Annotated in this window: 9 protein-coding genes; 6 read left to right on the top strand and 3 right to left on the bottom strand. The window is 39.0% G+C overall.

From position 1 onward, the window contains the following. Positions 1-34: 34 nt before the first annotated feature. Positions 35-1,459: a hypothetical protein gene (locus tag ACIQZG_RS06555; RefSeq protein WP_402754368.1), complete on the bottom strand. Its 1,425-nt coding sequence runs from the start codon at positions 1,457-1,459 to the stop codon at positions 35-37. Positions 1,460-1,673: 214 nt separating this feature from the next. Next, positions 1,674-2,843 (bottom strand): MalY/PatB family protein, encoded by a 1,170-nt coding sequence (locus ACIQZG_RS06550; RefSeq protein ID WP_402754367.1) that lies wholly within the window; start codon positions 2,841-2,843, stop codon positions 1,674-1,676. Between the two features lie 73 nt (positions 2,844-2,916). On the opposite strand from ACIQZG_RS06550, the gene ACIQZG_RS06545 reads away from it, so the two are divergent. The 5 genes from ACIQZG_RS06545 (at position 2,917) to ACIQZG_RS06525 (ending at position 8,558) form a co-directional block, all read left to right on the top strand. Beyond that, positions 2,917-3,177 (top strand): DUF1871 family protein, encoded by a 261-nt coding sequence (locus ACIQZG_RS06545; RefSeq protein ID WP_402754366.1) that lies wholly within the window; start codon positions 2,917-2,919, stop codon positions 3,175-3,177. A 299-nt stretch (positions 3,178-3,476) separates the two neighbouring features. Continuing rightward, positions 3,477-3,854 carry a S1 domain-containing post-transcriptional regulator GSP13 gene (gene yugI / locus ACIQZG_RS06540; protein WP_402754365.1) on the top strand — a complete coding sequence of 126 codons (378 nt, stop codon included), beginning with the start codon at positions 3,477-3,479 and terminating at the stop codon, positions 3,852-3,854. Between the two features lie 476 nt (positions 3,855-4,330). Then, positions 4,331-5,878, top strand: coding sequence for an L-glutamate gamma-semialdehyde dehydrogenase (gene pruA, locus ACIQZG_RS06535; RefSeq protein WP_402754504.1), 1,548 nt, complete (start codon positions 4,331-4,333; stop codon positions 5,876-5,878). A 157-nt stretch (positions 5,879-6,035) separates the two neighbouring features. Beyond that, entirely contained in the window at positions 6,036-7,229 is a 1,194-nt protein-coding gene (locus tag ACIQZG_RS06530) for an ornithine--oxo-acid transaminase (RefSeq protein ID WP_402754364.1), read from the top strand. An 84-nt stretch (positions 7,230-7,313) separates the two neighbouring features. Beyond that, entirely contained in the window at positions 7,314-8,558 is a 1,245-nt protein-coding gene (locus tag ACIQZG_RS06525) for a Glu/Leu/Phe/Val family dehydrogenase (RefSeq protein ID WP_402754363.1), read from the top strand. 42 nt (positions 8,559-8,600) lie between these two features. Here ACIQZG_RS06525 and ACIQZG_RS06520 read toward each other — a convergent pair whose 3' ends face one another. Then, the gene (locus tag ACIQZG_RS06520; protein ID WP_402754362.1) at positions 8,601-8,783 is read right to left on the bottom strand and encodes a hypothetical protein; all 183 of its coding nucleotides are present in this window, start codon (positions 8,781-8,783) and stop codon (positions 8,601-8,603) included. Positions 8,784-9,063: 280 nt separating this feature from the next. On the opposite strand from ACIQZG_RS06520, the gene ACIQZG_RS06515 reads away from it, so the two are divergent. Next, positions 9,064-14,661 (top strand): DUF8202 domain-containing protein, encoded by a 5,598-nt coding sequence (locus ACIQZG_RS06515; protein WP_402754361.1) that lies wholly within the window; start codon positions 9,064-9,066, stop codon positions 14,659-14,661. Positions 14,662-14,843: the final 182 nt, after the last annotated feature.

The following is a 14,843-nucleotide window of genomic DNA, read 5'->3' as shown; positions in this document are numbered from 1 at the left end:
GAGATGCTCATGTAATGTGAGATATCTCGTTTTTTTATTTGTGCCCATTACGCTTATAGCGGCGAAGATGGTTACGTAAAACTGTAAATGTTGAATAGCAAATAAGTATAAATGACAGAGTAATGCCACTTAATGCCGTCAACAAGGCAAGCCATTCAAAAAAAGAAAATTGCCAAATGTTTGACCAATGTATTTGTCCATTCCATTCCTCAATGACTAAATTCATGCCGTATATACCCGACACAACAGTAAATACAGTTAAAATGAATAGTAATTTATTATTACGATTAACGGAGCGATCTTCTAAAGCACGATACAAATTATCAAGGGTAGTTTTCGTTTCCAGGTAGTTTTCTTGAATACGAAAAATTTTGCGTAGCATATGGGAGATTTCTTTGCCCTCACTCCGAACAACTACTTCATCAAAATAATAATGTGATGAAAATCTTGTAATAAGTTCAATCAGATCATCTACAACGAATTTATCTTTGTTCCAGCTAATTTCACTATGTTCAAAGGATACTTTTAACAGCATCATCTTATAAAAATAATGGATGAGCAAGTTATAATAATATTTCCCCAAAAATTTTTCAATATCTCGGATTGAATGAGAAAAGGGACGATTAGATATGGTGATTTGTGCCTGAGTAGAAGTTACGATGTAACTAGTTGGCGCCCATCGCATATGTGTATGTTCAGCAACATAATCAGCGATATAGTCGGGGTTGGTACTAGAGATAAAAGGTTGTCCATCAGTATTTTTTCCGTCAACTTGCCCTAGTCGAAATAAATGCTCATCTAGTATTTCTGCATTTTCTTCACATAAGAGATAAGCAGATGCTAGCATGCGTTCGTCTTCTGAAAAAGGCAAGCCGCCAAAAGTATTCGTTTTATAATCAATCAAATAATCCTCTAAGAAGGGAAGAAAATACTGAAACAATAAATTGCTTGTTGATGGGTATTGTCCAAACGCAAAATGATGACTTGTACCTTTTTCTTCATCTAGTTTGGCCTCGAGAATTCGAAAAAAATGAATGAAATTAACGACATCACTAAAATCCCTTATTTCATCAGTCATTTTTAATCGTGTGGTAATAACGCCATTGCCAAAAGGACACAGTGTGATATCAATACTTAGAAGCTCATAGGGGAAGATTTCGTGCTTACTTTGTAAATGACCAGTTATATTAAAGGCTTTTGAAAAACGTAGAAAGTCTTGGGTATGCGTTTTGGCTGGAAATAATTTATCTTCAACAAAAGGGTAAAAGAATTGGGCAATCTCTTCATGTGATACAGTGATACCTTCACCGTAATAAGCATTTTCTAGCTCTTTGTCTTGTAACGTGAAAAATGTAAATCTTTCATTCTCTAACTGTTCACTAAGCTCTTCTCTACTTTTTGTATGGTAAGCAAATGGAAATAAAAAGGTCATATATGCATGTTCAATCGTTAAAGTCATTGTGTACACCTCTCTATGCATAAAACTTTTCCACAATCTTTTTTTTCTAAACATTTTTATTACAATAAATCTAAAGGTCAAACCAGATACCGATAAAGGTTAATCGAAATGAATATTCTTTAATTAAACATGAAAGATAAAAAAGGCATCGAGAAATTTATACTCGATGCCTTTTTTTTACAATATGAACAGACAGAGGGAAGTTCACTCTGAATTATGCTAGTGCTTGTTTGAATCGAGCTACACCATCTTTTACAGTGTCTAGGGAGCAAGCGACATTCATACGTAAAAAGCCCTTGCCTTCAACTCCGTATTTAGAGCCGGGTTCTAAAGCGAGACGCCCAACTTCTAGTAAACGTTTCATCATATCCTTTTCGTCAATACCTAGCTCACGATAGTCAATCCATATTAAATAAGTACCTTGTGGCTTTTGAATATGAATACCAGGTAACTGCCCAAGTTCTGAAATGACATAATCTATATTTTTAGATACATAGACTAGTAGCTCATCTAGCCAAGGTGTTCCTTCTGTGTAGGCTGCATGCAGTGCGATAGGTGCGAAGTTATTTAATGAGCCGTGCCCACTTGCTGCAATAACAGTCTCTAATTGTGCACGCTTTTTCTTATCTGTCGCAATCATATAAGCAATTTGAATACCCGCTAAATTGAAGGTTTTCGTCGGTGCCATGCATGTAATGATGCGATCGATTTCATTACCAGCCACTTTTGCGAGTGGTGTGTGAACTGCACCATCTAACATTAAGTCTGCATGGATTTCGTCTGAAAGTATGAGTACGTCATATTTGGCACAAAGACGTACGATTTCTTTTAGCGTCGCCTCACTCCACACGTAGCCCCCCGGATTATGTGGATTACATAAAATGTACATCTTTACATCCTGTGCAAGTGCTTGTTCAAAAGCTTCAAAGTCATAAACAAATGTACCGTTCTCTTCTATTAATGGGCATGTGATAACTTCGCGGTCGTTTGTTTTCGGCACATTGAAAAATGGAGGATAGACCGGTGTTGAAACAAGTACTTTATCACCTGGGTTTGTAAGTGCTGTTAAAATATTTGCCATGGCCGGAATGACACCCTGACGGAATAAAATAGTTTCTTTCTCAATTTGCCAACCGTGACGCGTATTTAGCCAGTCGGCAATTGACCCTTTTACATCATCATGAATGAAACTATAGCCGAAAACAGCTTGCTCTAAATGGTTGTGAAGTGCTTGCGTTACAGCTTGTGGTGCGGCGAAATCCATATCTGCCACCCACATCGGTAAAATATCTGATGTATCTTTCAGATTATATACTTGCTCCATAGCATCCCATTTAAAGGAATTGGAATGACGACGATTAACTGGTTGATCAAAAATAGACAAGCAAATCACTCTTTTCATTTTTATTTACTATGGTATCATACGAATATGATAAAAGGATAATAGGTGAGTTATTTTGGAAAATATTAAAATGAATCAAACTGCCGTACAGTTACTAGAGGAATGGGACCCATTTCACTTAGGTTCGGATCACTATGACACTGAAACAGCAGATGTTGTTGCAGCATTACAAGGCATTGATGATCCATCGACGCTTGCGAAATTTATTCAAGAAACATATGAGCACTCATATGAACAATGGATTCCATTTGAAGATTGTGTGGCTATTTCATACAAACTAATTGCCGTTAAATTTGAAGCAAAATGTATTATCTAATATAAAATCCTCGCTACCATTAAGGTGCGAGGATTTTCATGTTATTTAAAAACAATTACGTCCATAAATTATTTGTGGACGTTTATGGGGCTCACTCAAGGGACACATTTAAGTAAAGGAATGCTCTGAAATGAAGAGAAGTGATCCGTTGAGTGAAGGATAGATACAATGAAAAATGAGTAGGGATTCCGTATTTCAGCTATTAACCAATAAGACGTTTTTTTGCTCCGCTTATTTCCGTATGTTATAATTTAACATGATATTTACGTAGCGAACATACAGAAAGTGGGCAAGAGGTTATGGCAAAAAAATATGAATTAGGGGACGTGTTGACCGGTAAAGTAACAGGAATTCAACCGTACGGAGCTTTTGTGGCACTCGATGATGATACACAAGGCCTTGTACATATTTCCGAAATCACATACGGCTTTGTGAAAGAAGTCGGGGAGTTTTTGACAGTTGGGCAAGAAGTTGACGTAAAGGTTCTTGAAATCGATGAAGCTACGGAAAAAATTAGTTTATCGATTCGTGCTTTACAGGAACGCCCAGTAGCATTACGTAAAAAGGACGCTCCACCTCGAAAATCATTGCAGGACCGTGTTGATGAGTCAGATGCCAATGGCTTCAACTCCTTAAAAGACAAATTGCAAGACTGGATCGAACAGTCGGGACAATAGCAGAACACTTCGTATTCGGTTAGGCGGAATGCGAAGTGTTTTCATTGTAAATAGTTCAATGCAAATAAGTATTTAACTTTCCAATCTACCTACTAAAATCCTCAAAATTACTATGTGACGCCTTACATACAAATTTAGTATAGTAACCAAACAAAAATTCTTCGGTACATAATGGAATCTGTTATTATTACATTTAATGATAAAGTCTCAATGAATATCCTCTGCTAATAAAATTTTCTCTTCCATACATACGCTAAGTTATAACTTGTTACTCTTCAGAAAACATAAGAATCTACATCATGACAACGATAAGTTTAACAGTATCCAAAAGTGGGAATATATCATTAATCGTTGTCATTTCAATTTGCCTATTGAAATACACAATTAAATTTAGCATATATTATCAATATAACGTTTTTTTATATTGGTGATTTTTGTGTATTATGCTTACTCTACAATTCACAAAGGGAGGATATATTATGATTCCGTACAAACATGAACCATTTACAGATTTCTCACTTGAAACGAATTACAATGCATATGTGGAGGCATTAGAAAAGGTAGAGAGTTATTTAGGAGAAGACTATCCATTGATTATAGGTGGAGAACGTATTACGACTGAAGACAAAATTGTATCTTACAATCCGGCAAAAAAGACAGAAGTAATTGGGCGTGTATCGAAGGCAAATCAGGAACTTGCTGAACAGGCGATGCAAGCTGCAGATGAAGCGTTTAAAATGTGGAAAAAGGTAGATCCAGCTATTCGTGCAGATGTGTTATTTAAAGCAGCAGCGATTATTCGTCGTCGCAAACATGAATTTTCGGCACTGTTAACAAAAGAAGCAGGAAAGCCGTGGAACGAGGCAGATGCAGATACAGCAGAAGCTATCGATTTTTTAGAATATTATGGTCGCCAAATGTTACGCATCAAAAATGGTCAACCGGTAGAAAGTCGACCAGGTGAATACAATCGCTATGACTATATTCCACTAGGTATCGGCATCGTCATTTCACCGTGGAATTTCCCGTTTGCGATAATGGCGGGTACGACAGTCGCTGCACTTGTAACTGGAAATACAGTCTTATTAAAACCGGCTTCTACTACACCTGTGGTTGCGTATAAATTTATCGAAGTATTAGAGCAATCAGGACTTCCCGCAGGGGTTGTCAATTATGTACCAGGTTCAGGGGCAGAGGTAGGTGATTATTTAGTGGATCATCCGAAAACACGCTTTATTAGTTTTACCGGCTCTCGCGATGTCGGGTTACGTATAAATCAACGTGCAGCCACACACAATGATGGCCAAATTTGGATAAAACGGGTTATTGCTGAAATGGGTGGTAAAGATACGATTGTTGTTGATAAAGAAGCCGATTTAGAGCTTGCGGCACAATCTATCGTGAAATCAGCGTTTGGCTTTTCCGGCCAAAAATGCTCAGCTTGTTCTAGGGTTGTTATCGTTGAGGATGTGTATGATACAGTTGTCTCGAAAGTAGAAGAATTGACAAATACATTAACAGTTGGAGACCCTACTGACTACAATAACTATATGGCAACTGTAATTGATCAAGCGGCATTCGATAAAGTTACAGCGTATATTGAAATCGGTAAAGATGAAGGACGCCTCGTTGCAGGGGGGAGAGCGGATGATACAGTCGGCTATTTCATCCAACCAACTGTATTTGCAGATGTTGCACCTTCAGCACGTATTATGAAGGAAGAAATCTTTGGCCCTGTTGTTGCCATTACCAAAGCAAAAGATTTCGATGAAGCAATAGCTATTGCCAACGACACAGAATACGGCTTAACAGGTGCAGTTATCACTACAAATCGCTTCAATCAGGAAAAAGCACGTGAAGACTTCCATGTTGGGAATCTTTACTTTAATCGTGGTTGCACAGGTGCCATCGTAGGTTATCAACCATTTGGTGGTTTCAATATGTCTGGAACAGATTCGAAAGCAGGCGGCCCTGATTACTTACAACTGCATATGCAAGCAAAAACGACTTCGGAAATGCTTTGATTTTTAATAAGACAGACTTCAGGACAATTGTAGTCTGTCTTTCTTAAAAGATAAGAAAGTATAAGTATTTAGTGATGTCTAGGCATTCGCGCCGCACGCTCGAGCGCGTTTTTCTTATATATTGATGTAATTTCCGAGGTGTAGGGAGAGAAGTACCATGACGAAATCACAACAGATTATTGCACAAACGCAAAGCTTTGGTGCAGCAAACTATCACCCTCTGCCAATCGTGATTGAAGAAGCCGAAGGGGTGTGGGTAAAAGACCCTGAGGGGAATAAATATTTAGATATGTTATCAGCTTATTCTGCAGTAAATCAGGGGCATCGGCATCCGAAGATTATTGCTGCTTTAAAAGAACAAGCTGACAAAGTGACATTAACTTCACGTGCTTTTTATAGTAAAAACTTAGGTGAATGGTATGAACTTGTCAGTAAATTAACGAATAAAGAAATGGTATTACCAATGAATACAGGGGCTGAGGCAGTAGAAACTGCATTTAAAGCAGCTCGCCGGTGGGCATATGATGTAAAGGGAATAGAAGAAGGAAAAGCAGAGATTATTGCATGTAATGGAAATTTCCATGGACGTACTATGCTTGCGGTATCGCTATCTTCGGATGAAGAGTATCGACGTGGTTTTAGTCCCATGATTCCGAATATAAAGCTTGTAGATTACGGTAATCTGGAAGCGTTGGAAAAAGAAATTACACCAAATACAGCAGCGTTTTTAATTGAGCCAATTCAAGGAGAAGCGGGCATTATTATTCCACCAGAAGATTTCTTAAAGGCAGCAAAAGAGTTATGTCGCAAAAACAATGTGCTATTTATAGCCGATGAAATTCAAGTTGGATTAGGACGCACTGGTAAGATGTTTGCCTGTGATTGGGAAGGTGTAGAGCCAGATATGTACATTCTCGGGAAAGCACTTGGAGGTGGTGTATTCCCAATCTCTTGTGTAGCGGCGAATCGTGAAATTTTAGGCGTATTTAACCCAGGCTCGCACGGTTCGACTTTTGGTGGAAATCCATTAGCATGTGCAGTATCAATTGCAGCTCTTCAAGTACTACAAGAAGAGAAACTCGCAGAACATTCATTAAAGTTAGGGGACTATTTTAAAAAGGCACTGCAAACGATTAATCATCCAGCCATTAAAGAGGTACGTGGCCGTGGTCTATTGGTAGGGATGGAATTAACCGAACCTGCAAGACCTTACTGTGAACGGTTAAAAGAATTAGGATTATTGTGTAAAGAAACACATGAGACTGTGATACGTTTTGCACCACCGCTCATCATTTCGCAGAAGGAGTTAGATTGGTCTATTGAGCGAATTGTAAAAGTATTTAAACTTTAACAAATCGTTCACATTTTCAGTCAGAAGTGTGTTACAATGTTGGCGATATACTACCATTATTAAAGAATGAAGAGGCGATTTAATATGTCTGAAAATTTAAATCTATTTACATCAACTCAAGAAGTCATTCACGAGGCGTTAAATAAACTAGGCTATGATGAAGCAATGTATGAATTATTAAAGGAACCACTTCGTATGTTGCAAGTACGCATCCCAGTGAAAATGGATGATGGCACGACAAAAGTATTCACAGGATACCGCGCACAACATAATGATGCTGTAGGTCCAACAAAAGGTGGAGTACGTTTCCATCCAGCTGTTTCTGAGGAAGAAGTTAAAGCGCTTTCAATGTGGATGACATTGAAATGTGGTATCGTCGACCTTCCTTATGGTGGTGGTAAAGGTGGCGTTGAATGTGATCCACGTCAAATGTCGATGGGCGAAATCGAACGTTTAAGCCGTGGTTACGTACGTGCAGTAAGTCAAATCGTTGGGCCGACTAAAGATATACCGGCGCCAGATGTATTTACAAATGCACAAATTATGGCTTGGATGATGGATGAATATAGCCGTATGGACGAATTTAACTCTCCAGGTTTCATCACAGGTAAACCATTAGTACTTGGTGGCTCTCAAGGTCGTGATCGTGCAACTGCTCAAGGTGTAACAATCGTTATTGAAGAGGCAGCAAAAAAACGAGGTATCGACATTAAAGGTGCACGTGTTGTTATTCAAGGATTTGGGAACGCAGGTAGCTTCCTAGCTAAATTCATGAGTGACTTAGGAGCAAAAGTTATTGGTATTTCGGATGCGCATGGTGCTCTTCATGATCCAGATGGTTTAGATATCGACTATTTACTAGATCGTCGTGATAGCTTTGGAACTGTGACAACGTTATTTGAAAACACAATTTCTAATACAGAATTACTTGAATTAGATTGTGATATTTTAGTGCCAGCGGCGATAGAAAATCAAATTACTGCACTTAATGCACATAATATTAAAGCGAATATTGTTGTTGAAGCGGCTAATGGCCCTACAACTACAGAAGCAACAAAAATCTTAACAGAACGCGGTATTCTACTTGTACCAGACGTACTAGCATCAGCTGGTGGCGTAACGGTGTCTTACTTTGAATGGGTTCAAAACAATCAAGGTTACTATTGGACAGAAGAAGAAGTTGAAGAACGTTTATATAAAAAAATGGTGGATGCATTCGAAAATGTGTACACAACAGCTATATCACGCAACATCAATATGCGCCTAGCAGCTTACATGGTCGGTGTACGCCGTACTGCGGAAGCTTCACACTTCCGTGGATGGGTTTAATTAATAAAATAGATAAATACAAAACGAGTCATACCTAAGTAATTAGGATGACTCGTTTTTTTCTTGAGGTGACTTGTGTTTATTTGTTTGGATAATATGCTTCAGACGCTTTTCTAACATCACTTTTCTTTCTTTCCGCTCTTTTTGTATACGCAGAAATTTCAATAACCCTATTCCACCGAAAATAGCAACAAAGCAAACAATTACAATAATTAACATAAACATAAGCAAAATTCCTTTATTATATGTACTGTCTCTACTATACAATGACTAACTAAACAAAATCTGAACACATGGATAGATTTTGTGTGTAGGTGGATGGAACTAATAAATAGATGGATAGAACTATTGTAAATGAATAGAAAAACTATCTTGTTAATGGTTCTGTTCAGATTTTGTTCAGAAAGACTATAGTAAATTGAAGTATGGTGGTGTTAAAAAGTTGAAAGGGGCGAAAATATTTAATGGAGAATAATGGAATTTCAAATAGGTGGGAGGAAAAAGGATGCATATCATAACGAAACAGAAAAAATGGTGGAAGCGTTCACTTACTGTTATGCTTTCACTTATACTTGTGGCAAGTAGTGTTTCGCTGACAGGATTGCCTAAAAAAGCGCAAGCAGCGGAGCCTGTGAGTCCGGGTGGTTTAAGTACACAACCAGTGCTATGGTTGAAAGCAAATGATGGAGTAGCAGAAAGTGCTGGGGAGTTAACACATTGGGCTGATCAATCTATAGACCCAGTGAATTTTACACTTGATATCCCAACAGGAGAAGAAGCGAGAACACCGAAGTATAACGAAAATGGTGTGAACTTTAACCCAAGCGTAAAATTTGATAACCCAAATGTAGCAGTTCACTATGATCAATCTGCTAAATTAGTAGGAGATAAACAGATTACTTTCCAGTCTGGATACACGGTTTATAAATGGCCTGAAACGGGGAGTGCAGGGGCACTTGTTGGTTCTACGGAAATAATCTCTTACGGTACTCAGATTTTAGGTGGGGGAACTGGAGAAATTTTTGCAGTAGGGACAGGTGCAAACAGTGTATGGAACTCTTTTGGACCTCCTAACAGAAAAATATTCCAAATGGCAAACTATGAAATGAATGACGATGGCACAGAGGCATCAGCAAGGATAAATGGACAGCCGACTACTGTAGCGCGAGGATATACAATTAAACCAATTACATTTACACCTGTTATTGGGGCTACTGGAGCTACTACTACTAGTGGTCAGAACTGGAGAAGTCTCCGTGCTGATGTGGCAGAGATTATTTTGTATGATGGGGAAACAAGTGCAAATGCTGCTAAAATTGAAACGTATTTAGCCGTAAAATATGGCATTACGTTAAATGATGGTACTAGCAATTACGTGGCGACGAATAACGCTATTGTATGGGATGCAACTGTAAACACCGAGTATCAACAAAATATTGCTGGTATCGGTCGTGACGATGCAGAGGACCTTGAGCAAAAGCAAAGCCGAAGCATTAACGAAGGTACACAGGTTGCAATTGGTGTTGAGGCACTTACAGCTACAAATTTGGCTAATCAAGGTACGCTTACAGATGGACAATATTTGATTTGGGCCGATAACGGTAAGGGTCTAGCGTTCACACAGCCAATTGGCACAACTAACAAAAAACATACTGAACGTATTTGGAAAGTACAAAATACAGGAAGTGTGGGTAAAGTAGAAATTGCCATTCCAAAGAGTGCTCTTCCAGAAAACACAACATTACTAGTAGGGGACAGCGATACAGATTTTGCACTAGCAACTGAACATACATTAACAGAGATTACTTTAAACGGCACACCTCATTATGCAGCAAAAGTCACGTTAGAAGATGGTCAGTATTTCACGTTTGCAGAGGATGTCCCTACTCCTAAAACACCTGGAGGTATTGATACAACTAAACTTTCCTTATGGGTAAAAGCAGATAGTGCAACCGCTGTAAATGGAAATGTGACAGCATGGAAAGATGAAACAAATGAAAATGATTTTTCAATAACTGGAAATCCTAAAATTGAATCTTCTAGTGTTAACTTTAATCCTTCAGTGTCATTTGATGGTATTGACTATTTTGTAGGGAATAAATCAATCTCGATGACAGAAGCTTATACTGTGGCGATGTGGAATGGAAATACAAAAGGTACATCTGCCCAAACAACTAAAGGGGTAATTCTCTCACCAACGCTACAGAATGGGGCAGCAGACTATTATTTTTGGAATAATGGTAATCTTAATGGGCTGTATTCAGGAGATGGAACTTATAGTATCATGTCTCTACCTAAAGATGGCGAGTACAATTTGTGGAATGCTGCACAAGGCATTTCACGTAAAGACGGTAGCGTTAATGGAAATACAAATGGTAGATTTGCTATTTCAGGTATACCGCAAATTGGTAAACGAAATGAATATACAACTCCTGCTAATGAGATGGGTAACATGAATGGTAATATCGCTGAAATTGTTAGCTTAAATGCGAAAGCAGATACTACTGAACGAAATAAAGTAGACAGTTATTTAGCTTTAAAATATGGCATTACCTTGAATAATGGAGCGAGCAACTATGTGGACACTGCTAGTACCCCAGTATGGACAGCAGATGCTACGTATAAAAATAATATTGCTGGTATTGCTCGTGATGATGCAGAGGCTTTATATCAAAAACAAAGCCGCAGTATCAATGCAGGAACACAAGTAGTGATTGGACTTGATACACTTGTTAACACAAATAGTGCTAATAACGGTTCGCTGACAGATAAACAATATTTAATCTGGGGCGATAATGGGGCAGCGTTGAAATTTACGAAGCCAGTCGGCACAACAGATAAGAAACATGCTGAACGTATTTGGAAAGTACAAAATACAGGTAGTGTTGGTGAGGTAAATATTGCGATTCCGAAAGCTTCTGTGCCAACTGGTACAACATTATTAGTGGGAACAAGTGAGACGGATTTCACTACTGCTACATCTCATCCAATGACAGAGGTGGTAGTTGCAGGCACAGATTACTATGTAACAAAAGCGACTTTAGCTAATAGTCAGTATTTCACGTTTGCAGCAGATGTACCTGTTCCGCAAAGCGTGAAAGTGGAAGAAATCACAGCGAATCAAAATCAAATTGCCGTGACATTTGATAAAGACATCAAATTAACAGCTCCTGAAGCAACTGGGTTTACTGTGACTGTAGGTACTGAAACAATTACACTTACGAATGCAGATCTTAAAGTAGATCCTGCAAATCCAAAACGACTACTGATTACATTACCAGCAGGGACAGATGCGACTGGTAAATCCGTAAAAGTGGCGTATGATGGACAAGGCCATTTAACAGGCTCAAATGATGTACCTGTAAATGAATTTAATAAAGATTTAACACTTGTTGATAAAACAGCGCTTGGCAATAAAATCACGGAAGTAAAGGGCTTAACACAAACAGACTACACACCAGATAGCTGGACAGCATTACAAAACGAACTAACAAAGGCACAGGCTGTTTTCAATAACCCAAATGCTGAACAAGCAGAAGTAACTGCGGCATTAACAGCCTTAACAAGTGCAAAAACAGCCTTAGTTCTTGTGAAACCAAAACCAGAAACAGCTGTACTTGAACAAACTACAGGTGGCAATAAAGTCACAGTGACGTTTGATAAAAATATTCAATTAACAGATTTAGCGGGCTTTACAATAACAGTGGATGGCACTGAAGTAACGCCTACTGGTTATGAAGTAGTTGGGGATAAGGTAGTATTAACCTTCCCAAATAATCCAGACGTCACAGATAAAGCTGTAAAAGTGAAGTATGATGGCACAGGGAACTTACAGGGGACAAATGGTGCATCAATCGGACAATTTGAATTGCCTGTAGAGGACCCATATAGTGCAGCATTACAAATTACACAGCCTACGACATCAACAGTCACTACATCTAATCCAACATTCGGCGGTAAGGTAGCAACAAATACAACAACACCTTCAACGGTTACAGTTGTATTAACGGATGCAGCAAATAACCAAATTCCAGGGCAAGTTGCTGTAGATCCAGCAACAGGAGAATGGACATTTGTGCCAGACAGCGCTTTACTAGAGGGCACATATACAATAAAAGTGACGGCAACTGATGGCAATCAAACAGCAACAAAAACGAAAACATTTACAGTCTCCACACAACCAATAGTGGATAAAACAAAATTACAAGCTAAAATCAATGAAAAAACAAATCTCGTAGCTGGTAACTACATACCAGCAAGCTGGTCGAACTATCAAACAGCTTTAAATAAAGCAAAAGAAATCCTAGCCAATCTAAACGCAACACAGGAAGAGGTTAACCAAGCATTAGCGTCATTGACAGCGGCACAAAATGCGCTTGTGAAAATAGGCAAAGGGCTAGGCACATTAACCCCATCCACAGGTACGTTAAGTCCAAGCTTCCAAACAGGTGTAACAGATTACACAATGACTGTGGGCTATCCAACAACTGTTATTGACTTTACAACGATTCCAGTGGAAGCTGGTGCGTCAGTGACGACAACCGTTAATGGACAGCTAGGTAATATTGGACAAATTCCATTGCGTATAGGCGAAAACATACTTGTGATTACAGTAAAAGATGCAAATGGTAACGAGAAGCACTACACAGTGAAAGTGTATCGTCAAGCTGATACATCTTACCCAGGTGGTGGGAATACAGGTGGCACGACAACACCTACACCACCAGTAACACCGACACCAGGCGAAACAAAAACAAAAATCCAAGTAGAGCTTGAAATCGATGGGGAAAAACCACTGGCAAAAACAACTGTAGAAATTGAGCGTACAAAACATGCCAATGGCGATATCACGGACTTCGTAGCCCTCACAGAGGCGAATGCAAAAGAAGCTGTGGCAAAGGCAAAAGAAATCGGTAACGATATTGCTCGTATCGTATTGCCAGATGTGAATGATGAAGTGAAGGAAGCGAAAGTTGAAGTTCCAAAAGAGTCCTTGAAGTTACTACGTGATAACGGCTTATCGTTAGAAATTTCATCAGAAAACGGACATATCGCAATTCCAGCGAGTTCAATGGAAGGCATTGACGATAACTTCTACTTCCGTTTAGTACCAGTGAAAAAGGAAAGTGAGCGTCAAGCTATTGAAGAGCGTGCACGTGCAGAGCGTGTTGTACGGGAGACACTCCAAAGCAATGATGTGCATGTGGTAGCACGCCCAATGACGATCGAAACGAATATGCCAAGTCGTCCTGTGCAGGTGACATTGCCATTAAAAGGCGTGAAAATACCAACAGATGCAGCAGAGCGTGAGGCATTCCTCAAGCAATTAGCGGTATTTATTGAACATTCCGATGGTGAGAAAAAAGTGATCATCCCTGAAGTGTTAACAATGGCGAAGGGTGAGCTAGGCCTACGCTTCACAGTGGAGAAGTTCAGTACATTTACAATTATTCAGGTGAATAAGGAAGAAGAAACAAAATCACCTGTAGAAGTAAAAGAGCATGATGCCTATATTAAAGGCTTCCAAGATGGTACATTTGGTCCGGAGAAAAACGTAACACGTGCGCAAATCGCAACGATGATTGCACGTATTTTAGGCTATCAAGATGAGTCAGCTGACTACGCACCATTTAAAGATATTCCAAGCAATCACTACGCAGCAGGTGCTATTGCCTTCATTAAAGAAGCGGGTATTATGAGTGGTGATACCAATGGTAATTTCCGCGCAAGTGAAAATATCACACGTGCACAAATGGCAACAGTGGTAGCGAACTTTAAAAAGCTAGCTATTCAAGAAAATGTAGCGATTACCTTCAAGGATACAAAAGGCCACTGGGCACAATGGATTGTTGAAGCGAATCGTAATGCAGGCATTATTAACGGTCGTGCAGATGGTAGCTTCGCACCAGATGAACATTTAACACGTGCACAAGCAGTGATCATGATGAACCGTATGTTTGAGCGTGGTCCACTAAACGGTATCACAACACCAAGCTTCCCAGATGTCAAAGCAACACACTGGGCATTTAAAGAAATCGAAGAAGCAGCAAAAAACCACTCGTACATTATCGATGAAGGTGGTGAAGAGCAGCTTTCTAAATAAGATATAAAAAATACAGGCTAGGAGAAATCCTAAGCCTGTATTTTTTAGAATGAATGACGAATAAGTGTGAATTACATCTAATGCTGAATCCAACTCCCGACGATTGTATAAGCCTTTCCCTCCTAGAAAGTCCTATGCAATAAGAATAGATGTCAGGTTTGTTTAGTTTTTGTTCAATCACT

This window comes from Lysinibacillus sp. NPDC096418 (assembly GCF_044762775.1).
Classification (GTDB): Bacteria; Bacillota; Bacilli; order Bacillales_A; family Planococcaceae; genus Lysinibacillus.
Note: the sequence above shows the minus strand (reverse complement) of the source record. Positions and strands in the feature narration are given on the sequence as shown.